Origin of the sequence: Flavobacterium sp. (assembly GCF_039930565.1) — a bacterium.
Taxonomy (GTDB): Bacteria; Bacteroidota; Bacteroidia; order Flavobacteriales; family Flavobacteriaceae; genus Flavobacterium.
In genome coordinates, this window is the sequence record NZ_JBDTTP010000012.1 from 42,575 (window position 1) to 68,548 (window position 25,974).

At 33.8% G+C, this 25,974-nt stretch carries 17 protein-coding genes and 1 other RNA gene; 10 read left to right on the top strand and 8 right to left on the bottom strand.

Annotated elements, in window-relative coordinates:
* Window positions 1-16 precede the first annotated feature (16 nt).
* From ABI657_RS05170 to ABI657_RS05190, 5 genes are all read left to right on the top strand, one after another.
* Window positions 17-6,571, top strand: coding sequence for a T9SS type A sorting domain-containing protein (locus tag ABI657_RS05170; RefSeq protein ID WP_348096178.1), 6,555 nt, complete (start codon window positions 17-19; stop codon window positions 6,569-6,571).
* A gap of 86 nt (window positions 6,572-6,657) precedes the next feature.
* Entirely contained in the window at window positions 6,658-9,108 is a 2,451-nt protein-coding gene (locus tag ABI657_RS05175; RefSeq protein ID WP_348096179.1) for a hypothetical protein, read from the top strand.
* A 32-nt stretch (window positions 9,109-9,140) separates the two neighbouring features.
* Window positions 9,141-15,284 (top strand): fibronectin type III domain-containing protein, encoded by a 6,144-nt coding sequence (locus ABI657_RS05180; RefSeq protein WP_348096180.1) that lies wholly within the window; start codon window positions 9,141-9,143, stop codon window positions 15,282-15,284.
* Window positions 15,284-16,291 carry a hypothetical protein gene (locus ABI657_RS05185; RefSeq protein ID WP_348096181.1) on the top strand — a complete coding sequence of 336 codons (1,008 nt, stop codon included), beginning with the start codon at window positions 15,284-15,286 and terminating at the stop codon, window positions 16,289-16,291. The genes ABI657_RS05180 and ABI657_RS05185 overlap by 1 nt, the downstream gene beginning before the upstream one ends.
* 365 nt (window positions 16,292-16,656) lie before the next feature.
* Window positions 16,657-16,887: a hypothetical protein gene (locus tag ABI657_RS05190; protein WP_348096182.1), complete on the top strand. Its 231-nt coding sequence runs from the start codon at window positions 16,657-16,659 to the stop codon at window positions 16,885-16,887.
* Window positions 16,888-16,977: 90 nt separating this feature from the next.
* Here ABI657_RS05190 and ABI657_RS05195 read toward each other — a convergent pair whose 3' ends face one another.
* Together ABI657_RS05195 and ABI657_RS05200 are read right to left on the bottom strand one after the other, a co-directional pair.
* Complete coding sequence (locus ABI657_RS05195; RefSeq protein WP_348096183.1) at window positions 16,978-17,526, bottom strand: type 1 glutamine amidotransferase domain-containing protein; 549 nt, start codon at window positions 17,524-17,526, stop codon at window positions 16,978-16,980.
* Window positions 17,527-17,866: 340 nt separating this feature from the next.
* Window positions 17,867-18,415, bottom strand: a complete 549-nt coding sequence (locus tag ABI657_RS05200; protein WP_348096184.1) for a hypothetical protein — start codon at window positions 18,413-18,415, stop codon at window positions 17,867-17,869.
* A 165-nt stretch (window positions 18,416-18,580) separates the two neighbouring features.
* Between ABI657_RS05200 and ABI657_RS05205 the strand changes: the two genes are divergently transcribed.
* A complete protein-coding gene (locus ABI657_RS05205) occupies window positions 18,581-18,805 on the top strand; it encodes a hypothetical protein (protein WP_348096204.1) in 225 nt (74 codons plus the stop codon).
* Window positions 18,806-18,877: 72 nt separating this feature from the next.
* On the opposite strand, the gene ABI657_RS05210 is transcribed toward ABI657_RS05205, so the two are convergent.
* Both ABI657_RS05210 and rnpB read right to left on the bottom strand, forming a co-directional pair.
* A complete protein-coding gene (locus ABI657_RS05210; protein WP_348096185.1) occupies window positions 18,878-20,137 on the bottom strand; it encodes a cation:dicarboxylase symporter family transporter in 1,260 nt (419 codons plus the stop codon).
* A 30-nt stretch (window positions 20,138-20,167) separates the two neighbouring features.
* An RNA gene (rnpB, locus tag ABI657_RS05215) (RNase P RNA component class A) lies at window positions 20,168-20,489 on the bottom strand.
* A gap of 121 nt (window positions 20,490-20,610) precedes the next feature.
* Between rnpB and ABI657_RS05220 the strand changes: the two genes are divergently transcribed.
* Window positions 20,611-20,904: a hypothetical protein gene (locus ABI657_RS05220; protein WP_348096186.1), complete on the top strand. Its 294-nt coding sequence runs from the start codon at window positions 20,611-20,613 to the stop codon at window positions 20,902-20,904.
* 213 nt (window positions 20,905-21,117) lie between these two features.
* On the opposite strand, the gene ABI657_RS05225 is transcribed toward ABI657_RS05220, so the two are convergent.
* Together ABI657_RS05225 and ABI657_RS05230 are read right to left on the bottom strand one after the other, a co-directional pair.
* Entirely contained in the window at window positions 21,118-21,489 is a 372-nt protein-coding gene (locus ABI657_RS05225; protein WP_348096187.1) for a LysM peptidoglycan-binding domain-containing protein, read from the bottom strand.
* Window positions 21,490-21,496: 7 nt separating this feature from the next.
* Window positions 21,497-21,976 carry a BON domain-containing protein gene (locus tag ABI657_RS05230; RefSeq protein ID WP_348096188.1) on the bottom strand — a complete coding sequence of 160 codons (480 nt, stop codon included), beginning with the start codon at window positions 21,974-21,976 and terminating at the stop codon, window positions 21,497-21,499.
* 326 nt (window positions 21,977-22,302) lie between these two features.
* Here ABI657_RS05230 and ABI657_RS05235 point away from each other — a divergent pair, with 326 nt between their 5' ends.
* From ABI657_RS05235 to ABI657_RS05245, 3 genes are all read left to right on the top strand, one after another.
* Window positions 22,303-22,536, top strand: coding sequence for a hypothetical protein (locus tag ABI657_RS05235; protein WP_348096189.1), 234 nt, complete (start codon window positions 22,303-22,305; stop codon window positions 22,534-22,536).
* Window positions 22,537-22,698: 162 nt separating this feature from the next.
* Window positions 22,699-23,784: a DNA polymerase III subunit gamma/tau gene (gene dnaX / locus ABI657_RS05240; protein WP_348096190.1), complete on the top strand. Its 1,086-nt coding sequence runs from the start codon at window positions 22,699-22,701 to the stop codon at window positions 23,782-23,784.
* Window positions 23,785-24,020: 236 nt separating this feature from the next.
* On the top strand, window positions 24,021-24,464 hold the full coding sequence (locus ABI657_RS05245; RefSeq protein WP_348096191.1) for a DNA polymerase III subunit gamma/tau: 444 nt from the start codon (window positions 24,021-24,023) through the stop codon (window positions 24,462-24,464).
* A gap of 16 nt (window positions 24,465-24,480) precedes the next feature.
* Here ABI657_RS05245 and ABI657_RS05250 read toward each other — a convergent pair whose 3' ends face one another.
* The gene (locus tag ABI657_RS05250; RefSeq protein WP_348096192.1) at window positions 24,481-25,062 is read right to left on the bottom strand and encodes a TMEM175 family protein; all 582 of its coding nucleotides are present in this window, start codon (window positions 25,060-25,062) and stop codon (window positions 24,481-24,483) included.
* Window positions 25,063-25,074: 12 nt separating this feature from the next.
* Window positions 25,075-25,965, bottom strand: coding sequence for an exopolyphosphatase (locus ABI657_RS05255; RefSeq protein WP_348096193.1), 891 nt, complete (start codon window positions 25,963-25,965; stop codon window positions 25,075-25,077).
* Between the last annotated feature and the right edge of the window lie 9 nt (window positions 25,966-25,974).

Consider the following 25,974-nt stretch of genomic DNA (forward strand, 5'->3'; position numbering starts at 1 on the left):
TTTTAAAATACACATTATGAAAAAATATTTACAATTATTATTACTTTTTACATGCTTTTGGGGTTACTCGCAAACACAAGCAACTGTTACTGAAAAGCCAATAAATGGAGCAAGAACTGTTACTTTTGTTAATCCATCACCTATTGAAGTTGATGGAACTCCTGTAATTACTCCAGAAACCGGATTTGATAAAAATAATGGCACAATAAACATTGTATTTAAAGGAGGAACAGGTTCCTACACTTACATCTGGACTAAAGATTCACAATCATTTACCCCCACATCCTGGACTGCTCTTGAAGCAGGAAATTATACAATAACTGCAATAGACACCTCAATACCAACCGGTTGTTCAAGTCAACCTTATCCTTTTACAATCACACAACCAGAGAAGCTTAAAGTTGTCATAAATGGTAATACAATCCTTTGTAATGGCAAAAATACCGGTGCTCTTTCAGTTGTACAAACACAAGGAGGAACAGTAGCAACAGGTTATACATATGAATGGTTTAAATACGATGGAAGTAGCTTTGTAACTACAGGTCAAACCGGAACATCAATTTCTAACGGACTCTCTGCAGGAACATATAAAGTAATAGTAACTGACAATGCAGTTCCTGTTAATACAGCGGAGTCAAATGAATTTATAATAACACAACCTACAGCTCCTATAACAGTAACAGAATCTAAAATGAATGTAAGCTGTAACGGAGGTACTAATGGCACTATTTCACTTACTATTAGTGGGGGGACTTCCGGTTATTCCATACTTTGGAATAATAGTATCACAACAACACATGTTGCGGGACAGCCCAGCAGAACCGGATTACCCGCCGGAAGTTATTTTTATACAATTACTGATGCTAATGGATGTCAATACAACAGCCTTCAAAATATAGAAATAACTGAGCCTAATAAAGTATTCATTAATTCTATAACTCAGAAACAGCCATCTGATGCAACTGCTAACGATGGAGAAATATCCATTAGTGCAACCGGAGGTACGGGAACTTATACTTATTCTGTCACTAAAGATAATGTAACCACAAATTATAGCAACAACACAATCACTAATTTAGAAAATGGCACTTATGAAGTCTTTGTCAAAGATGCAAACAATTGCATTTCTTCATCTTCTATTGTAAAGTTAGAAGCATTGACAATAGCTTTAATAAATCAGGAAAACATTAAATGTTTTAATAAAAAAACAGGAAGTATAACTGTTATGGCTTCCGGAGGAACACTTGCCAATAATTCTTTTTATAAATACCAATGGTATAAAGATTCAAATATAATTAATGGAGAAATCAGTTCGGAAATAAAAAATCTTGATCCAGGGAATTATTTTGTAAAAGTTACAGATGATAAAATGCTCACAGTTACATCTCCTGTATATACCATAACAGCACCCACGGCGGTTTTATCGATTACCAGCAATTCAACACAACAAAAAAATGTATCGTGTAATTCAGGTAATGATGGAGCTATTGCTATTACTGTAAGTGGTGGGACTTCAGGATATACATATCTATGGAATGACGGTTCAACGGAGAAAGACAGAACAGGATTAGCTGCAGGTACTTATTCTGTTACTGTTACTGATGCAAATGCATGTACACAACAATTAAACGGTATTGTAATTTCGGAGCCATCAAAAATAAGCCTTACAGTTCCATCAATAAATAATGTTGCAATCCACGGTCAAAGTACAGGATCTATAATTTTTTCTGCAGATCCAACAGGCGGTAGTGGTGGTTATACATATACATGGACATCAGAAACAGTTAATAGTTTCACAGCAAATACAAGAGATTTATCCGGAAGAGAAGCAGGTATATACAAATTAAAAGTATCAGATAATCAATCTTGTGAATCGATACAGTATACATTTTCTATTGATGAAAAACCTGAATTAAAAGTTATTATAAAAGAATCTGAATTTATTAAATGTAATGGAGATTCTAATGGTGAGCTTATTGCAGAAGTTACGGGAGGTTTAGCACCTTATAAATATATCTGGGAAAAAAATGGAGTGGTATTATCAGGTCAAAATCAAGCAACAATTTCAAATCTTGGTTTTGGTGATTACAATGTGTATGTTACAGATACTGCAAATCCTGAGCCTAATGGTCCTTTTGCACAGGCAGAACAATTAGATTACAAATTAATACAACCTGATAAATTAAAGGTTTCACTAACTAAACAAAACAATGTCTTATGTTATGCTGCTGCAACCGGATCCATCGAAATTTCTATTGAAGGAGGAACCGCACCTTACACTCAAACATGGACTAAGGATGGTGTAATTTACACTGGTAATTTAAATCAGCTTGAAAAAGGGGAATATAATGTTGTCGTTAAAGATGCAGTTGATCATAGTTGTACTGCCACTTTTGCACAGGCAATTAAAATTATACAACCCAATGCCCCATTACAAGTTTCAAGTGTCACTCCTGTTAACTTAACAGGTTTTGAAACAAATAACGGTAGTATTGCTGTTACAGTTTCCGGAGGAACACCAAATTATAAATATGAATGGCGTAAGGATGCTGCCCCATCTCTGATTGGTACAAATTCTTCAATTAGTGGACTTAGTATAGGTACTTATCATTTGATAGTAAAAGATGCCAATGATTGCGCTATTCCTCAGCTTGATTATATAATTACACAACCTGATAAACTCGAAATTACAAGTTTGGTTCAAACTCCTTTTACTAATATTAAATGTTACGGCGATTCTATAGCAGAATTTACAGCCACTGTCAAAGGTGGAGTAAAAGAATATACTTTTGAATGGCTTAATACTACTACAGGAATAAAATATACTTCAACAGAAATAATTACTACAGGTAATACAACATCAAAAGCCTCAAATCTGGGAGCGGGTAATTATATTGTTTCTGTAAAAGATGCAAGCAACAATATTCTTTATGGTCAAAATACTTTTACTATTGCACAACCTGACAAATTAGCTTTTTCCTATACCTCACAAAATGTTTCCTGCTTTGGCGGAAATAATGGTGCAATTATTTTAAACATTACAGGTGGAACAAAAAATGCTGTAATTACGGAACCTTATAATATATATGTCAATGGAAAAACAATACCTTATCAAAATGGTATTGTTTCAGGATTATCATTCGGAAACTATACTATTAAAATAACCGATGTGAATGGTTGTCAAACAGATCAACAAACAATTTTTATTAACCAGCCTACAAATCTACCATACATTTTAAATCCAACGATTACTCCTGCAAGTGGTTTTGGACTGGCAACAGGTAAAATAACAGCAACGGCTGCCGGAGGAACTGCACCCTACTCCTATCAATGGAAAAGTAGTTCAAATTCAAATATTGGTACAGACAGTCCAACTTTAGCTAATGTTGTAGCAGGAGTCTACACTGTAGTTGTAACCGATGCAAAAGGATGTCCTTTTTCTGACACTTTCACTATTCAGCAACCTTCAAAACCTGTACTTACCGAAACCCATTTGCAATCAAAATGTAATGGTTTACTGGGTTCTATGAATGCAATTACAACTGGAGGAGCTTCTTTTAGTCAAATTCAATCAGACAAAATATACAGTTATAAATTAAAAAATAAAACAACCGGGATTACAACAACCCTAACTGGAAATACTGCCGTCTTTACCAATATCGCAGATGGCAGTTATAGTATAATCGCTACTGATGTAAGTGGAGTTGATTCGAACAGTATTGATGTCGAATTTAAACAGCCTACGCCTATTGTGGTTTCTTTAGTCTCAAAAGTTAATGTTAATTGTTTTGGAGGACAGGATGGTGCAATTGCTCTTTCTGTTTCTGGTGGAACTCCACTTTTAGTAAATGGAACTCCGGAATATAAATACCAATGGAAGAAGAAAAACACAGCAACTAATAACTATGAAAACTTTACACCACCAGCACTAAATGCATTTTCTCAGGGTATTTATGCAGTTGAAGTTCGTGATGGTAATTATGATGCTGGGAATGTTGCTTATTGTGTTGGGATTTTAGAGGATATAGAAATTACGCAACCTGACGATTTCAAGTTTGATATCTTGAAGATCGTCTATAGTGATCCTTCTGCCATAAATGGAAATGATGGCAAGTTACATTTTGAAATTACTGGAGGAAAATCAAATTACGATTATAAATTTTACACAAAAGATGCACTTGGAAATGAAATAGTAAAAACTACAGTTCTAAATAGTTCACTAAAAACAGTAGATTTTAATGGATTAATTAAAGATCATTATTTCATCTCTGCCAAAGACGATACAGGGTGTATAAAATATGCAGATTTTGATTTTAGAAATAATCCATTAACAATTAGCGTGAGCCAAACTCAACAGATTAGTTGTAATAATGCCAATAATGGTATTCTGACAATAACAACTGATGGTGGTTTTGGAAGTAAAACAATTTCATGGTATCATAATAATGTTTTGTTGGATAATGAAATAAATGTAAATCTTTTAAATGTAAAACCAGGTAGCTACTACGCTATTATAAAAGATCTTAATAAAGTTGAAGTTACAAGCAATACAATCAAGGTGACACAGCCTGATCCCGTACTATTTTCAATGACACAGGAACCTGTAAAATGTATTGGCGACAGTAATGGAAAAATTACCTTAACCGCTTCAGGAGGAAATGGAAATTTCATTTATCGCTACTCCAGCAATGGCTTATTAATTAAGGACTGGCAAACTTTCTCTAATGGAGCAACTACAACTATTGTAGATTTAGCCGAAGGAGAATATCGAATTGAGGTAAAAGACACTCAGCAATGTGAGAGTAACAGTGCCATTAGTAAAGTTACATCTCCAACGGCATTAACAATTAGTAATACCATAACTCTTCCGGCTACAGGAAAAGGCCTAAGCAATGGTTCAATTGCCATAACTGTACAAGGAGCTAATGGAAACTATACCTATCAATGGTTTAAAAGCGATAATACCAGCATCAATCAAACTACAAATAAAGCTGGAAATTTATTAGCCGGGAAATATTATGTAATTATTACAGATACTAAAGGCTGTAATCTGACTTCACCTTTATTGGAAGTAACAGAGCCGCTTCTTTTAGAAACAAGTATTGCGGTTCAAAACGTTATTTCATGTAATGGAGATACAAACGGAAGCCTTAAACCAACATCTATTGGCGGATTTTTAAATCCCGGAGATAACTATACTTACAAATGGTATGAAGCTGGTACTAATACGCAATTAGTATCAACAACAATTTTAGATAAGATTGATAAAGGATCCTATTATGTAATTGTCAGGGATTCAAATGGTAATGAAGCAACAAGTACAACTTTGATTGTAACGGAGCCAGCAATTCTAACCAATACAATAACATCAGACTACACACTGTGTGGAGATGCGAATGACTGGACAATAAATGCAACTCCATCCGGAGGAACTTCTCCTTACATTTATATATGGAATACAGGAGACCAGACAGCCACTTTAAAAAATGTTCCGCCTGCCAATTATACGATTACTGTAATAGATAGCCAAGGTTGTAGTATCGTAAAAAACATTACAATAACAGCTCCAATTCATTTGGCTGCTTCAGAGAAAATTACAATTCCAACATGCTATGGCGGCTCAGATGCTACCATCGACATTACTTCTTCGGGAGGAAAAGCACCTTATACGTATCTATGGAGTACAGGAGAAAAATCAAACACACTTAGTAATGCAGCAGCAGGAAACTATTCTGTAAGCATAACCGATAGTAAGGGCTGTATCATCAACCACGATTACAGCATTGTAAATCCTCCAAAAGATGTGATCAATTTGGGAGAAGATATTACCTTATGTTTTGATCAGACGTTGACAATAAATGCCACTATTGATGATGACAAAGCTACTTACTTATGGAAATCTGATAAAGGCTTCTCCAGCAATAAAGCAATGATTACAATTTCTGAACCTGCTAATTATACGGTTATCGTAACCAACAAATTAGGTTGTGAAGCTACTGATACCATCCAAATATCAAGTCAGAATACTGCTATCAGTGCCGAATTTGCTATTTCTAGCCAGGTATTTAAAAATGAAAAAATAGTAATTGTAGATATCAGTAATCCTATTGCGGATGAAATTGAATGGATTTTGCCATCTAATGCTACAATTGTTAATAAAAATAAAGACTATGCTGAAATAAGTTTCAGTGAAATTGGTCAGTATGAAATTACACTGAACACCAAAAAAGGAAATTGTACCGCTTTTCAAACCAAACAAATAATAGTAACGGAAGGAGAATTTGAAGAAAATAATCCTGATGAAGCTGAGACGGAGAAAAAATTCGATTTGAAAATTTATCCAAATCCATCAAAAGGAATTTTTACGGTAGATGTAATGCTGGATAAAGTTATGCCGGCACATGTGAAGGTTTATAATTTAAACAACAACCTGCTTATCGATTCAAAATCACAGGAAGGGAAAGATAATTACCTTTTTAATTTTAGCTTAAGCGGACTTCCGGCAGGACTTTATTTTGTTTTATTCGAATCACAGCAGGGAAGTAAATTGAGAAAAATAATCATTCAGTAACGAAGATAATCAGGTTCAATAATTTCAATTAATAATGAGAGTCATACAAGGATAAACTCCAAAACAGATTCCATAGAATATAAAGAATGATTTTAAAAAAGATAATTTTTAATACAGCATTGCTTTTGATTAGTGCATTTAGTTTTTCGCAAAACTTTAATGTACAGGAATTAGGCAAAGCCAAATTAATAAACGTAAGTGGTGGTGCATCAGCCAATAGTATTTTCTATTCCGGTAATGCTGAAAGAGATCCGTTTAGTTATTTTCTGAACGGAAACATCAACATAAATATAGCAGGATTATACAATTTGCCATTTTCATTTTCCTATACCAATCAAAAGTTTGGTTATGGCAAGCCAGTATTAATGAATCGTCTGAGCATTCATCCATCTTACAAATGGATTACGGCCCATATTGGAGATGTTAGCATGAGTTTTTCTCCTTATACACTTAGCGGTCATCAATTTTCAGGAGTTGGGGTTGACTTGACTCCACAAGGAAATTTTAAGATAAGTGCCATGTTTGGCCGATTATTGAAAAGCAGCGAATACGATTTAGCTTACCCTGACATAGTACCTGCTTATAAGAGATATGGTTACGGTTTCAAAACTTCGTATGCTTTTGAAAAAGTAAATTTAGGAGTTACCTTATTCAAAGCAAAGGATGAAGCAGGCTCCTTATCAAATCCGATCCCTTTCGAGTTGGGAATTTCGCCTAAAGAAAATGTGGCGGTAAGCTTTGAGACAAGTTTTGCCTTGTTGGGCAAATTACAGGTTTTTACGGAATATGCCAATAGCAGCATTACAGAAGATACCCGAACTAAAGACGATGGAAAAGCAAAAGGAATTGCCTCTTTTCTATTAAATCGAAATAGTACTTCAGCAAGTTATGATGCTTTTAAAGGCCAGCTTACCTACCCTGCCGGGAAAGGAACTTTGGGTATTGGTTACGAAAGAATTGATCCGAATTACAGAACTTTAGGAGGCTATTATTTTAACAATGACTTGGAAAATATAACCGTCAATGCGACACAAAATATATTGAAAGACAAAATTTCCTTAGCCTTAAATTTAGGACTCCAGAAAGACAATCTTGACAAACAAAAACAAAGCCAGATGAAACGTCTGATCACCTCGTTAAATGCTGATTTAAGGCCTAATGACAAATTAAACCTGAGTCTAAACTATTCCAATTTCCAATCGTATACCAATAGCCGAAACCAGTTTGACTACATCAATCAGGTCTCAAATTATGATTATCTGGATACACTGAATTTTAGACAAGTAAATCAGAATGCAGCTTTAAACATAAATTATTTATTAAGGAATGACAAGCGCTTAAAGAAAGCTATAAGTGCCAACTTTTCTATGCAGGACGCCGTAAACCAGCAACAGGGACAAACTATTGCAGGAGGTGCTTCTACTTATTATAATTCTGCGGTTTCGTACAGTATTGGTTATCCTGAAAAAGATTTGAACTTTAATGGATCTCTAAACAATACATATGGAAAAACCGATTCCGGAAAAAATCTGATTTTCGGTCCAACAATTGGGGCTTCTAAACTCTTTTTTGATAAAAAACTGACTACCAATGCCTCTACAAGCTATAACACAAGTTATAATGACGGCGAAAAACAGAACGATATTTTTAATATCAGACTTAACGCATCTTACATCTACGTGCAAAAACACAATTTTAACATGGGTATAATTTCCTTGTTCAGTAATGCATCGGGAAGAAAAAATAATGACCTCACTGCTACCCTAACCTATTCTTATTCGTTTGATAAGATTAAAATGCGTCCGAAAAGAGAGCCTGTAACAGAAGAAAAAGTCACGTCTGACCCTATTTTAAAAATAAATTTCAAAGACAAAATATTCGAAGGAACAAGAGATCAAATTATAGCACAACTCAAGGAATTGCAGCTTTCATTACACCCATTGCCAACAGAAGAAAATAACAATTTAGAACATTTAATTACGCTTGCCACACTCACTCCTGATGACAAGGAACTGAAAGAAAAAGTTTTGGATTATCTGGATGCTCATTCAGCAGCAGCGGAAACTTTAGAAAAATACAACGACTATTTCCTTGAAGCTGCACAAAAACTGGAAAAAGAAATGAATCAAAAAGATGAGAATCTTGAAAATGGCTATGCAATTGCTATGGGAAGAGTAAACACTCACAAATTACATGGTGTAAATGAAGCAGACATTACCAATAAAACACTTTATAATTCGTATTTAAAATTGGTTGAAAGAAGCAACAGCAGCCGCAATCAATTAAAAAATCACAGATGGATGCTTAGTGAACTCTCTATAGTTGCTAAAACTCCTGCAAAAGAAATTCAGCAAAATGAAAACGCTGCCGAATTCAGTAAACAAAACGTTGAAGAAATTTTCAAACTGATAAGGGACAAAAAAAATGCAGCCGAAATAGTCAATGCCATAGAAGAAAAAATAATTCCGTTTTATCATGATCTGGCTGTTAAAAATACGGACAACGATGAACTAGATTTAAAATATATTCAAAAATAAAGTGGACGAAAAGATACTTAAACTAAAAAATAATGGATAAATCTCAATTACCCAAAATGCTAAAAAAACTACACTTTTACCTGTTGCTGTTAAGCTCTCTGATTGGTTTTGGAGGTTTTGCACAAACCTATCCTATTTCGATATCGACTCAGGTTTCGCAGCCATCGCCCATTTATCTAAGCAGTTATGCTGATGCTACCACCATAAACAGTCCGATAAAAATACAGTTGGTGCTAAACGATTTGACCATATCGAATCGTCAGGTAAAACTAAAAATTTATTTTCAGGGCAACGGGATTTCTTTCAGTACCAATGATTATGTGGTCGGTGCCCGTCCTTTGTATCTTGAAGGAGGATTTCCGCTTCAGTTAACCAATGTTGATCTGGCTCCTTATTTTGAATATCAAAATTTATTGGGTCTTAATCCTAATCAATATGCACAGCCTTTACCGGAAGGGGTTTACAATATTTACGTAGAAGTATTTGATTTTGCTACAGGAAAAAAACTGTCTAATAAAACGGGGACAACCACTATTATTTTCCAAAATGAACCTCCATTTTTAAATCTTCCTTTGAATAATGCTTCAATCATGCAGCAAAATATTCAAAATATTATTTTTAGCTGGACACCGCGAAGCATCAATGTCAGCAATGTAGAATATGAATTTTCATTAGTAGAAATCTGGGATAAATATACTCCTGTTCAAAATGCATTTGCCTATTCTCCACCCTTATATACAACCACAACCAGAACCACTACTTTACAATATGGCATCAGCGAGCCTCAACTAATTCCGGGTAAAAAATATGCCTGGCGCATCAAGGCAAAAGCAATTTTTGGTGCCGAAGAAATAGGTGTTTTTAAAAATAACGGCTACACTGAAATTTTTTCATTTGATTATGAAATGTTTTGTACTGCACCGCTTGGTATAAAAACCTCAGGCGTTAGTGAGAATCAGGCTAAAATAGAATGGAGCGGCAACATTGATAATTATGATTATCAGGTTAACTATCGGGAAAAAAATGCCAATTCAGAATGGTACAAATTGGTTACCCCAAGAGAAAGTATAGCTCTAAGCAATCTAAAACCAAATGCTACTTACGAATACACCGTGGGAGCTTCCTGCGAAGTTGGCAAATATACCCACAGTACCATTAAGGAATTCACCACAATTGCCAGAGACGAAATTGCCTTTGCAGGTTGCGGAATTCAACCAGATCCAAAAGATTTGGCAAACAAAACCCCGCTTCCGGAACTTTTCCCGAATGATGTGGTTACCGCAGGCGATTTTCCTATTGTTGTACTGCACAGTACCGGCAGTAATGGAAAATTTTCAGGAGACGGTTATGTAACCCTGCCTTTTCTGGAAAAATTCAGAAAACTGATCGATGCTGCAGATGCTTTAGGAGGTGATAAGATTAATATAGGGCAATTCTCCCGTATTAGGATCACTTTTGATAACATTGGAGTTAATACCGATTTTAAATTGATTTCTGGGGAGATTGTGGCGAGTTATGATGCAGAATGGAAGGGAATGGCGGATGGAGATAAAATCCTCACTGATATTCTTGGCAGTGATGGCAAACCTGTTCTGGGAACAATAGATTTTGAAGTAAAATCGGCTGTATTAAATCCAAATGGAAGTACGACTATTACAGGTCCAAACGGCCAAAAAATGGTTGTTGAAAAATCGTCGTATGACCGCGTTTATACAGACAACAAAGGCAATACTGTAAACGTTCCTGCAAACGGTAAAGGTGAACCAACTATTACAACTGGTGCTGAAGGTGGCAAAGCACTTGCAGCCAATACCAATGGAATGTCTGCAAGTGGTGAGGTAACGCAGATTTCTTCTCCAGATGTAACTATCACCTTTGAAGATGGAGATGACAGTAAATACGCATTTGATGTACAACCTGAAAAAGGTTCACAAAAGCTTAAAGATACCTATGAGACAATTCCGGTAAAAAACGGAGGTATTTATAAAGTAAACTATAAGGCTGTTACAGATTTAAACGGTCCGGATAATATAGTAGCCAACGCCGATTTTAAAAACGGAAAAACAAAAGACGACATTGTTTTTAAAACAAATACAGGAGCTGCTGTTGACATAAAATGGACAAGTGACACCAAAGCGGAAATAAAAATTAACCGAATACTTAATTTCTCAAAAGAAAGTATAATTGCTACCGTAAAAGGCATAAAAGAAAAAGACCCAAAAGATGCTGCTAAAACTGTTGATGGAAAATCGGAAGTTGCAGGAAAAATAAATATTTGGCAATTGACCCAAAAACCTGCTATAAACATTACGCTGTTAAGTGTAAATGGAGCAAGTACACCAAATGAAGGTGATGCAAAAGAATTCCTCAATGAGGTATATAACAAAGTTGGGGTTCAGTTCGATGTTACCACTCAAAAGGTAACTATAGGAACATTACCAAACGAAATACAATGTGGTGAAAGTGGCGTATTTGATGTTTATACTAATGATCAAAATAATATAATTAGCCAAATAGAATCAAGTACGGACTTTGTGTATAACGACAAGACGTATTATGTTTTATATACAGGAAAATCAGGTCAGAATGGCTATCAGGGTTTTATGCCACTGGGCGGACAATATGCTTTTGTATTTAATAACAATTTAAAAACTGCTGCACACGAATTAGGTCACGGTATTTTTGGGCTTAAACATCCTTTTACAAACAAGGCAGAAGAAGGAAAAACCGACCTTTTGATGGATTACGATGAAAATGGAACAAAACTTTCTCATAACGACTGGGATATTATTCACAGCGGCGGATGGAAATTTTATGGGTTTCAGAAGAGTTCTTCGGGGGCTTTGGCTGGAGGGTATGGTATAACTCCAAATTTTGAATTCATAAGTGCTGGAAAAAGCAATATAGTTTCTACAAGAGCCAATTTAGTTAATAAAGGAATTTTATCAGGCTTTCTTGATGAAAAAGGAGTTAGATATATGTGGAATAAAGAAAAAAAGACATATACGGTTGGTGGCTATGAAAATGGAATAGAATATACATTGAAACCTAAAAAAACTTTAGAGAAAGATGATGTTCTTTGGCTAATATATGATTATTCTACTGATTGTAATATAATAAAATATGTTCACACAACTTATGGAGAATTATCAAAGGAAAAAGACTTTCTAAATACAGATAAAGTTATAGCTCAAAAAGCAGTTGAAGCATATATAGACAAAATAAATAAAGTGTCAGAAAAAGAAAACAGCTTATTTTATTCCGGTTATTTGGGGTGTAATAATTTCAGTGAAGAAAATGTAAACAACTGTGCTAAAATTAGTAATGATGAGATAACACAAAATATAGATATCATTTCAAAAGCTATCAGTGATAAAACAAAAAACTTTTCTGATTTAGAATCTATATTAAAAAAGGCCGTATCAATTTGTGTCCTTGAAAAACTTCCGTTTGAAATTAGAAGCAAAATTCTGGATAAGTACTATGATGTAAGTGACGATGCAGAATGGGAAATAAGCTATGGATTTGCCTCTACCGAAGACCACTTTTTTATAAAAGATGTTTTTCTTACTACTCCCGAAAGTCAACAGCAAGAATTAATTCAAAGTATTAAAGCTGATAATTATAAATGGATAACTAAATTATTCGATCAAGGTAAAACAATCAAGGGATTTGGTAATGATGTAAACTATAATCAGGTATCAGAGATATTTTTAACTTTAGGACAATGGGCAATAAAAAATTATGATGTTCTAAAAATAAAACCTACAAAAAAGCAAATTGATTTTTCTTCTTTAAATGAGTATTATCCAGGACAACTACCATTTCTTTTAGGTGCAGGTGATTACAATGTGATTCTAAATAGCGGCAAAGAAACTGAATCTAGGATTATATCAACAGCTTTAGAAGTAAATAGCGGAAGAATTGGTTTTTATAACAAATATAATTTAATTGATTTAAGAACTTATGTAAGCGCTACGGGATCACCAAGTCCAAAAAGGGATGGTACAATTGAATATAAAGAAGATTATGACCCTTTTGAACCTATTACAATTATAGCCGGAACAGAAAATAAATTTGGATTAGAAGTAGGTAAAGAATATATCGTCCCTGCTGTTGTAGCATTAGCATTCCAAGGAATGTTAAAAGAAGATTTTGCTTCTGAAAATCTAAGAAAAGCTAGTAATTCTGTAATGATCATTAGTGGAACATTAGCTGCTCCACTGTCAGGAGGAGGATCACTTGTCGCAGTAGCAGCCAGTATTTCTACTGGTGGTGTTGCTGTAGGATTAATTGATAATTACATGCAAGATGAAATAAAAGCAGGCAGATTAGATTCTAACAGTCTTTTATCAAAAGTTTGGGATGATGTCTATATATCATATAGTATATTAGATGGGGGAGCTGGCTTTACTAATCTTGCTTTTAATTCATATAGAGCCTTATCAACAGTTAATTTTTTAAATAATTTTAAAAAATTTGAAAGTCTTTTAAATGCATCCAACAGCTTTAAACCAGGGACAGTATTTAATGGTTTTAACGAAATTAAAAATGCTGTTACCGGCAGTATTGTAGATACAAAAGCTCTTAATTCTATTAAAGAATTTAATAAGTTTGATAGTTTCATTACTCCAATTAAAAACTTTGTAAGCAAAAAAGCTATACAGGGAGCAATGATTTCTTTGGTTTTAAATGTATCAATTGATGGATTTGAAGCTTTTAGCACAACTAATAAAGTTGGAAATGTGGTAGAGTTTCTAATTAGTTCATCAAAAGCTGAGGTTGCTACGGCTGAGATAATGAGTCAATTTGCGGGTAAAATCCCAAAACTGACCGAAGATTTAAATAGTGGAGCTACAGTAGCTATTAAAACAACCACAAATGGAATAGCACAGGAAGGAAAAATTGCTTTTGCAAAAATAGATGACAGTAACGTCATTATAGCCACTCAAATAAACAATAAAATTGTTTATAACATTATTAAAATGTCTGGTAATACTGCTCATTTTTATCAATCAAGTCCAGATTCAAATAATTCTGATCCTTCAACAAAATGTACCATTTGTCCTGAGAGAATTGATAATAAAGTTAGTTCTCAATTATGTTTGAATCTGGAGCGTTTACAAAAAAACACAAATAATCTTCCTGCAATTTCAAAACTTTGTGGTCTTTCAAATTTGGATGATATTGTAATTAAATTATTAGAGTTTGATATTGCGAATCAAAAAGCTTTCTTAACTGATATAAATGAAAGCAATGGTAACTCTTATATTTGTTCTAATATTTCAAAAATTGATGTTGAAATTCTAAAAGCATGGAAATTAATTCAGGATGCCCGACCAAATCTTAACTATAAAAAAGATTGGGCAGTACTAGAACAAACAAAAAAAGTATTAAGTCATTCAAATGTCCTTACCAAATTAGGTCAAACTGAAGGTCTTAAAATTATTATTGAAAGAAATTATACAGCTCCCTGCCTTGTCTGTGAAAAAAACAATTTAAAATTAATAATGCTGAATGATTATTTGGATTATGTTGATTATTTTGCAGCAAATTATACAAGTACAGAGAAAAAAGGTTACGAAAAAGTATTAGGAAATCAGGGAATAAAAAGTGGAGGTATCAACCAAGTAATAGCAACAGCATTTGTGTTGCGTGTTTTAAAAGAAAACCCAAGTTATATATCTACAATTACTGATTTTGAAGAAAAAATTGAAGCGATTGATGATGATGGCAATGAAAACAAAGCCTTTGCCGATATTGTAGAAAATAACAACAAAATTATAGAATGCAAATCTTGGGAAATAAACGGTAAAGCCTTTCAAAATTTTGTAAAAGAAGGTGAAGTAACAGGCTCTGTAAAACAGTTTACAACCTATTTGATGGATGCAACCAAGGTAAATTCTATGGACAAAATAGAATATTGGTTTGATAAAAAGAAACTCAATAATAGTACTGACCCAAAACTAATAAAAGAAAAATTTCAAGAAATGATGTATAATGGAACAACACTTACAATCAAGGGAGAAGCTGTTTTTAATGCTATTTGGGGAAATAATGCATTGAAATTAAATTTATTTGAAAATAGATTGGAATCTGCAGCACGATTATATTTTCAAAATACAATTTTAAATGATACTTCCAATTCTTTTTACAGTTTTATAAAAGTAAAATAATGATCTATACTCGAATTGATAAAAAACAAAATATAACTTCTTTAATATTATCAGATAGAGACCTTATCCTAAAAAATAAGGAAAAACAGCTCTTTATAAATGAAAAAATCATTTATGACAATGTTGATGATTTTTTCATTTCAGCAGATAATCAATTCATATTATTTAATATTATAGATGGCTGTATTTCTTTAAAAAAAGATTTAACATTTACTCAAAAATCTTTTCGCTTTTTTTTAAATGTTACCACAAATTGTAATAATTTAACATTTCAAACTGATATTGAATCTAATACCTATTTATTTCTAAATAATAATAAATTAGAAAAGGAAATAGAATTAATTTCTAATTACAATTGGGAATTTATTTTTTGTGATCACAATACATTTTTTTTGTATGATAAAATTATTCTTAAAGCAATCTCATATCCAACATGTAAAAATACCTGGAAAATTCTATTACAAGAATATGGCGAAATAAGAAAAATATTAGGAGTCACAGAAGAAAAACTTTGGGTATCCATATATCGTGGAGGCATAAATAAAGACAAAAATATTTTGCTCGCTTTAGATATTGTTACTGGTGAGGTAGTTTACCAATCCCCCTCCGAATATGATCTTTCAAATTGGTTTGTAGAACTAATCCCTGAGCAAAATGCAATTTTGAGTATTTACGGAAAAATAAGTACACACCAAGCCAATAGTCCATTAGTAGAAATAAATGCCACAACAGGAGCCGTTATTCGCAACCAACGCATAGAAAGTTTGTATCTCGAAAATTTAAAAATAGGTTTTTGGAAAGTCTTAGACAATAAAATATATTTTACAGCAAACAAAGATACGCTTCACGGAAGGCATATAGGTATTTTAGATTATAATACCTTAGAGATACTTTGGCAAACAGAAATATCTGATCTCCGGGGTACTTTTAAAGATTTCCAAGTTACAGATAACAAAATTTATGCATTAGATACAGGCAATCAATTACATATTTTTGAAAAAGAATAAATGTATATTCAAAGTTACTATGACCCCCGCTCCGCGAAGTGTTCCTCACAAAAAACTTTGCAAACGTCCCGCTCTGCAAAGTGTTCCTTACAAAAAGCTGCGCAAATGTCTCTGACTTTGCGCTTTTTAATGCTCTTACAAATCCTAAGTCTCTTAAAAGTCTTCGACTTTTAGCAAACATTTTTAAATCGTATAAAAATAAAAGTGTTATATCTATAAAAACTCAAAAATGAAATAAGCATATATTAATATAATTTACTATCAGCTTTGGGTATAAAAGCCAGAGACTTTTAACAAATTTTAGTAGTTTAATTAATTAGACATTCTTTTACTTACATTTACATTTAAACCTAAATTATTTAATTATGAAAATTACTAAATTATGTGTGTTACTTTTTTCTATTACATTGTTTGTAGCTTGTAAAAAAGAAGAGAAACCAGTTGAAGTTATTAAAACCAATACTGTAGAAAAGGAAACTGTAATAGTAAAAGATACGGTTAAAGTTGTTCCAAAAGAAGAAAAAGCTACTTCAGTAAAAATAAACAGCGACGGTGTTAAAGTGGATAGTAAAAATATTGATGTTGAAGTAAAATAATACTACTACAAATAGTATCAATTTAAAAAAGCCATTTAAATATGGCTTTTTTTTATTTCATTAAATTTTGATAATCTAATTTATTTTTTTTTACACTGTCTGACGATCATGTTTTCCTTCTTTGATTTCTTCCACCATTTTTTTATTAAAAGCGGGTAAATCATTAGGGTTTCGGCTGGTCACCAAACCATTGTCTACGACTACTTCTGAGTCTTCCCATTGTGCTCCGGCATTTATCAAATCGTTTTTAACAGAGAAGAACGAAGTTACTTTGCGGCCTTCTAAAACATCCGCATCTACCAGAATTTGAGGGCCATGACAAATAGCCGCTACTGGTTTTTTACTTTTAAAAAAGGCACGTACAAAATTTACGGCAGCCTCTTCTCTTCTTAATAAATCAGGGTTTATAACACCTCCCGGAAGAACCAAAGCATCGTAATCTGCTTCATTTGCCTGATCTAATACTACATCAACATTATATTCCTTGCTCCAGTTACCGTCTTTCCAGGATTTGATAGTTCCTGATTTCAAACTGATGATATCGGCATTCCAGCCTTGCTCTTCTAAATAAGCTTTTGGCGATGATAACTCTGATTCTTCAAAACCGTTTGTGGCTAATATGGCTATATTCTTTTTCATAATTTTAAATATTTAAAATGTTATTAATTTGATTTGATTAAAATTAGTTATTTCATACAGCCAGAAAAAACAGACCATGTTAAACCTTTCTTTAATAAAAGTTAATTAATTGAATTACAATTTTTTATTAAAAATTAAACTAAAATTATATAAGATTGATATAATCTACATTACTATTTTATAGTAAGAAATCCAGGAAAATAATTCTGTAAATGAGTTATCAAGAAAATAAAAATACATTCAGTAATCTGGAAATATCCTCTCAAAAAACTATTAACAATAAAAAAACTGCGCAAAGTCAAAACATTTGCGCAGTTTCTTGTATAAATGCAAAAAAATTCTAATTCCCAATCACCCACCCCAAAGTAAAATTAGCAATAGGAGCAAATTCAGTATCAAATTGATCGATATTAACACCCGCCCCTAAATTCAGTTCCAGATTAAATTTACGTTTATAGGTCCGTTGAAATCCCCAAACCGGAGCAAGCGTAAGTGACGGACTATATTCTGCATAATGTGTATTAGTAGAGATAGATTGAAAAGTATAAACAGCACTCATAGCAATAAAATTCCCCGAGTTATGAGCTGTTCTTTTTCCCTTATTGGCTCTCTTTTCAAGATTGTAATAATGGCGGAACTGTTCATGGATAAAAGGAGAAAAGTAGGTATTCGATTCACCATAAAAACTGTTATAACGATAACCAACACCTAAACCTGCTTCTGAATACAGTGTATTCCTGGCAGAAAATCCATGTTCATAAACAAAACCGGGAAACAGGAAATTGATCTTAAACTGATTTTTCTCAACTGTTGTAACAGCTTCTTCTTGTGCCTGAATCGTAAAACAACTAATAAGTGAAAGAAGCAAAATAAAGTAATTATTTTTCATTTTTTGGATATACTATTTTCTGCAAAAATAATATTATAATCTTCATAAGGAAGTAATTTTAAAATATTTTCTTACATGCAAAATTTTTTATTGAAATTCAATCCTTTGAATCATATAACTATCAGAAGTAAATTCTATAACGCATCAGTTAAATGAGTTATCTACATTTGGCACGAACAATTAAAATCAAAAATCATGAACCTAAAAAGATTTTTCGGAGGATTACTAACAGTCCTAGGAATAGTAGGCCTAATCTACACTGCTGTTATATTTGCAGGTACTTCAGGAGAAACAAGAGATGTAAAATCGTTAATTATTTACGGTATATTAGGAATTGTATTTTTCATGTCCGGAATTAGCCTCGTTCGTACAACAAAAGACGAATCATAAAATTTTATATACAATAAAAAACTTATAAACTCCTCATAATAGAGGAGTTTATTATTTATATAAAGAGTCCATTTACGTTTTCCAATCCTCTACAAAAGGCTCCAAGTTCAATTCCGTAAAATCATGTTCGGTTTTAGAAATAACAATCGTTGCTACTGTATTGCCTATCAAATTGGTTATTGCCCTTGCTTCACTCATAAATTTATCCACTCCCAACAGAAAAGCCAAACCTTCAACCGGAATTTTATGCAATGCCGTTAAAGTTGAAGCCAAAACAATAAACCCGCTTCCGGTAACGCCCGCAGCACCTTTTGAGGTAATCATCAAAATGCCGATTACAGTCAGAATTTCGAAAAAACTCAAATGCACATCATACAATTGGGCCAGAAATAGTACTGACATCGACAGGTAAATCGAAGTTCCATCCAGATTAAAAGAATAACCAGTCGGAATCACCAAACCTACAACCGACTTACTGCAGCCCATCTTTTCTAATTTGACCATAATACTCGGCAATGCCGCTTCAGAAGATGATGTTCCCAGAACCAGCAAAAGTTCTTCCTTTATATATTTAAGAATCGAAAGAATATTGATTTTATAATACCGCAGTATACTTCCCAAAATTAAAAACACAAACAACGCCATTGTCAGATAAACGCACAGCATCAGTTTCCCTAGCGGAATCAAAGTTGCTAATCCGAATTTACCGATTGTGTAAGCCATTCCGCCAAAAGCGCCCAGCGGTGCCAGATACATCATATATTTTAATCCAAGGAAGACGACTTTCGAGAATCGCTCTAAAACCAAAATAGTCTGCTCCCGTTTCTTATAAAAATTGAGCAGAATACCACAAACAATTGCCGCCAGTAAAACCTGCAGCGTAAAATTTGAAAAGAAAAACTGCAGCCACGAAAAATGCTCCGGATTTCCTTTTGTATATTGGCTGGCATCCCCCAAAGTCAATCCTGATTTGTCTATTTTTCCAGGCTGAAAAAAATAAGCAACCGCTACTCCAATCGCCAGTGCAGCTGTTGAAACCACTTCAAAATACCCTAACGCCTTTATACCAATTCTGCCCACTTTCTTCAAATTTCCCATTCCGGAAATTCCCAAAACAATCGTTAGAAAAATAATGGGTCCAATAAAAATTTTGATTAGTGCAATAAATTTTGCTCCAAAAATTTCCATTTTAATAGCTTGCTGAGGCGAAAAATGTCCAAGTAAAATCCCGGCAATAATTGCAATCAATACCCAAAAAGTAAGATTGGTGATAATCGAATGAAAAAGACTTTTTTTGATTTTTGCAGCAGGATTTGGAGAAGATATATTCATGAAGACAAGTTAGGGTCTTCACAAATATATAAAAAATGCAGACCTGTAAGCCGGATTCTGTTCTTGTTATTGCTAACAATACCTTATCATTTATCTAGATCCCACATTACTGCGGGACTCAAGCTACCTACCCTTCAACAACGGACGAGAAGCCCTTAAATGCTGATATACTTGGTATTTCACCGCATAGAGTTTACCTGGTTTCACTACAGCATTACCTGTACATACTTTCTGTTGCACTTGTCCTGACGTTATCGCTAACGCCGACGGGTGTTACCCGCTATGCCTCTCTCTGGTGTCCGGACTTTCCTCCCTCCCAATAAATCAGGACGACGATAAGGCGGTCTGCGGTGCAAATTTAGTTTTTTTATGGTTATTTTAAAGCCATTATAAAGTTTACTTTAACACTGCTTTTGCAATCCCTTAATTTTAAAATGGTTATCTTTAAAATCCTAATTTTTAATTCCTTTATTATGGCTAAAATGTATCACTACGCAACGGTCTCAAAAGCTTTAGATCAGCTGAATGAAAAAGGATTTACCTGCGACTTTAATATTAACTCGGCAGCAATAAAAAAGAATCCTGAAAAATTTGAAATTGTACATGTGTATCGATACGAAGGCGAATCAGACCCAGGCGATGAGGCAGTGGTTTACGGAATCAAATCCACAACAGGCAAAAAAGGAGTTTTTGTTGCAGGTTTTTCAGCCGATTCCGATTCCGAAACAGCAAAAATATTACTCGATCTGAGCATCAAAGGAAGATAATTTTCAGAAGCTGTTTCCTGCTTTACACTGTATCTTTTCCTGGCTGGCAAAAGCCAGAAAAAGGATGCCGCTCCAATCAGGGCTAGGGGTTTAGGTTTCATTAGTCATTGCGGGTACAAAGTAATCACAGGTAGTATCGAAATCCAATTCATTTTCCAGAAAGCATAAAAAAATCCATCATAATGACGGACTTTAATAAACAGTACATAAAAATTATACTATTGGTATTTTCAATTTCCAGCCTGGCTGAATCAGGTCCGGATTTGTAATAATGTCTTTATTGGCTTCGTAAATAACTTGCCAGGAAACTCCATGTTCTTTTCCTATTTTAGACAAGGAATCTCCCTTCTGAACAGTATAATCAGTTGTTATTGTATCAGCAACCTCAATATTGACAACCGCATCCGCTGCCCTGAAATCAGGATCTATTTTTCCGTAGACACCCCAAAGTTTTTCTTTGTCTTCTGCTGATTTTGCTGTTCCGTCAATGTACAATACATTATTTTGCTCTCTCACCAGTAAATCTGCTATTACTAAATCGGCAGCAAGACTTATCAGGTCATGATATTTTTCCTGTAAACCCATAATGATTTTATTTAATAGTTAGTTTATTATCTACTTTTTGAGGATTCAACTCCTGAATACTCTGAATTAAAGGCTGCAATTCGCTTCTTTTAATTTCTCCGGAAAGCGTTACTACTCCTCCCACAACAGTAGCACTCACTCCATCATAGCCTTTTATCACATTACCAACCGATTTATCCAAATCGCTATCAGAATTAATTATTACAGCCGCCGCCGCAGGTTCTACGTTAGGTTCTGGAAACTGACAGTTATTCACTACCGATTTTACTCCCTTAACTGCTTTAACAGAACGCTCAATATTTTTTTTAAAAGCATCATCATCGCAAGTGCCAACAATAGTAGCAACGCCTTCGTGAACCGTTACCTGAACTTCTGGCGTGTCTCCTAATTTTTCATTAATTTCTTTTTGAATATCCGCATCCTTGGGAGCACAAGCTACTAACGAAACTGCAAGTCCCATTCCCAATAAAATCGATTTAATTTTCATAATGTTTTTGTTTAATAATTACAATAGGAAATTAAGGCAATAAATTAGTAACTATTTATATAATGGTATTTGAAGATTTATATTTTTACCAGTAATTATTTATGAATTAAAATTGCTTTTAGAATAGTTAATATATTTTCATGTTAATTTTCCTTTCTTTTTACAAATCATTTGAAAAAATAAATGCAATTATTTTTCAGATTTTGTCAATTGTAAACAAATAAAGATCAAGGAACGTTTCTTCTTTTAATTCTGTAAAGCATTCCAATAATAATGTAAGTCACTTATTTCTAAGCAAATGTATTTTTATAAAAAATTTACAAATCATGATACATCAATTAAAACCTTCAATATTAGTTGAAACACCGCTTGGAACGGGTCAGGCAATTTTTCTTATTGATTACGGAATGCACCAGAATACGTGTTGGGTTGTAGCCTTACAGGAAAATGGTGTAATAAAACATTTTGACTGCAACGATATAATCCTTTCTACAAATTATACGTACGGAATGAATCTTAGAAAAAATAATTTTAATGATAAAAAGGATGTCCCTAAGTAATTTAAAATTCATTTTACAAGATTACTATTTATCATTTCGTGATGTTAAATTCAAATAGTAAGAACTTATTTATGATATTAAAAACACTTAAAAATCTTTCAATTTTTAAATTTTTAATTCATTAAATTATACTCTATATTTGCTATCGGAATAAAACAGAATATGGAACAATTTGTAGTATCGGCACGTAAATATCGCCCGCAAACTTTTAAGGATGTTGTGGGACAAAAAGCCATTACCAACACTTTGCTGAACGCCATAGAAAGCAATCACCTTGCCTCTGCCCTTTTATTCACAGGACCTCGTGGTGTTGGTAAAACTACCTGCGCGCGTATTCTGGCCCGTAAAATAAATCAACCCGGATACGATGACCCTAATGAAGATTTTGCTTTTAACGTTTTTGAGTTAGATGCAGCTTCCAACAACTCGGTTGATGACATCAGAAGTCTGATCGACCAGGTCAGAATCCCTCCACAAACCGGGCAATACAAAGTCTATATTATTGACGAGGTACATATGTTGTCTTCGGCAGCTTTCAATGCTTTTTTGAAAACGTTGGAAGAACCGCCAAAACATGCTATTTTCATTTTAGCGACTACCGAGAAACACAAAATTATTCCAACGATTTTATCGCGTTGCCAGATATTTGATTTCAAAAGAATTACCGTAAAAGATGCCAAGGAACATTTAGCCGAAGTGGCAGCAAGTCAGGGAATCAATTTTGAAGACGATGCGTTACACATTATTGCCCAAAAGGCGGATGGCGCCATGCGTGACGCTTTATCGATTTTTGACCGTGTGGTTTCCTACTGTGGAACCAATCTTACACGTCAGGCCGTAACCGAAAACCTAAACGTTTTAGATTACGAAACCTACATCAGTATTACCGATTTACTTTTAGAAAATAAAATTCCGGAACTATTATTGGCTTATAACGAAATTCTCTCAAAAGGATTTGACGGTCATCATTTTATTGCCGGATTGGCTTCGCATTTCAGGGATTTATTGGTTAGTAAAACTCCTGCCACATTGAGTTTACTTGAAGTGGGAGAACAAGCTCAGCAAATGTACGGAGTGCAAGCGCAAAAATGCTCTCAGGATTTTTTATTGAAAGGAATTGAAATTGCGAATGACTGCGATTTAAAATACAAATTAAGCCAGAACCAGCGTCTTTTGGTCGAATTATGTCTGATGCAATTGGCCTCTATCACTTTTGATGGAGAAAAAAAAAAGTTGAGCAATTCATAATTCCACCAGTTTACTTTAAAAATTCCGGTTATTCAATAACAGAAGTCAAGAGTCAAGAGGGAAAAGTTGAAAGTCAAACTGATAACGAAAATCCGGGTTTAAAAATCGAAAGCGCAAATAATCCGACTGAACCTGCAACTGCAGAAAAAGAACAAACAGCATCAATTTCACAAGAACAAACTCCTGTCGTTATAAAACCTGAAACTAGCGGTGAACCTAAGGTTTCTGCCTTTTCTTTGGCGAGTATACGCAAGAAAAAAGAACTGGAAGCAAACAGCAAATCTTATGTAAAACCAACTACAGCATTACCTACAGAAGAATTTACCGAAACAGAAATGTTACTGCATTGGAATAAATATGCCCAGCGCTTAGGTGATAAGGGTTTTAAGATCATGGAATCTTTATTATTGATAAATGATCCTGTCTTAAATGGAACCAACATTATACTTGAGTTACCAAATGAAGGCTCAAAACTAGATTTTGAAAAAGAAATGCACGGTCTTTTAGGACATCTTAAAGGGCATTTGCACAACCACGATATTACAATTGAAGTTATTGTAAATGAATCCATAGAAAGCAAACGCAGCTTTAATGATCAGGATCGTTATAATCGTTTACTGGAGATCAATCCAAATATCGAACTTTTGCGCTCTACATTTGGATTGGATTTACCTGGCTAATAAATTTGGTGATAACTTAATCTTTTGAAACTAATACTTTTTCAATTCTTTTATCCGGAATAAGCCATATAAAGGAAACTATTAAATAGGCCAGACCTGCTATCCATTCATTATAAAATGAAGAAGCAATTCCAACAACATATAAAACTGTTGAAATTTTACCCTTAAAATCTCCTCCAATAGCTTTAGCTAATATTGAATTTCCCCCTTCACTCCTTATTATTATTCTCTGCAGAATAAAATAAGCTATTGAAGAAAAAAGTAGTACTATACCATACAAAGTAAGGGAAGCTTTAGCAAAATTATGTTCCCCCATCCAGCCTGTAGCTACCGGAACCAGTGAGAGCCAAAAAAGTAAATGCAAATTGGCCCAAAGAATTTTTCCGTTGACTTTGCTCATTCCATGGATCAGGTAATGATGATTATTCCAGTAAATTCCAATATAAATAAAACTCAATACATAACTTAAAAATTTAGGAAACAAGGGTTTTAAATCGACAAATTCTACACCATGCGGTACTTTTATTTCTAAGACCATGATGGTAATAATAATCGCTAAGACGCCATCACTAAAGGCTTCAAGTCTTGTTTTGTTCATTTTAAATATAATTTAAATTTTACCGTAATACATAGCTTTCACAATTCCGTCAGAAAGTCCAATTTTTGGCACATAGATCTGGCGTGCACCACTCCATTTCATAGCATTAAGATAAATTCTGGTAGCATGGATAATTACATCAGCTCGATCTGAATTCAGTCCTAATTCGGCAATTCGCTGTTCATAAGTCAATGAATTCAAAAAGGCATATTGTGAATTGATGTAAATATATGAAAGCGGTTTTTCCTGCTGCTTTCCTGACATTTTAAACAATTTATTAATATTCCCTCCAGAACCTATAAGCGTTACTTCATCGTAATCCTTGGTATTCGTTTTGATCCATTTTTCGATTTCATCCCAAACGACATCATGAACCATGTCATTTAGCAGTCGGACCGTTCCCGCTTTGAAAGATCTTGAATTGATCATTTTTCCATCAGAAAATAAAGTAAACTCGGTGCTTCCGCCTCCAACGTCTACAAAAAGATAGGTTTGATCTGTTCTAAGCAGATGGTGTAAGTCTGTTGAAGCGATGATAGCAGCTTCTTTTTTGCCATCAATAATTTCAATTTTTATATCTGCTTTTTTCTTAATGAGCTCTACTACTTCTTTGGCATTGTAGGCTTCACGCATGGCTGAAGTTGCAAAAGCCATATAACGTTCTACTTTATGTACTTTCATCAAAAGTTTAAATGCTTTCATCGCATCTACCATTCGGTCAATATTTTCTTCAGAAATTTCTCCAACCGTAAAGGCATCCTGCCCTAAACGAATTGGTACACGAACAAGTGAACTTTTATTAAACTGCGGTTCTTTACCATCTTGTTCTACAACATTCGATATTAAAAGTCTCATAGCATTCGACCCAATATCTATTGCTGCATATTTTTTTATTTTAATCATGCTCACTTA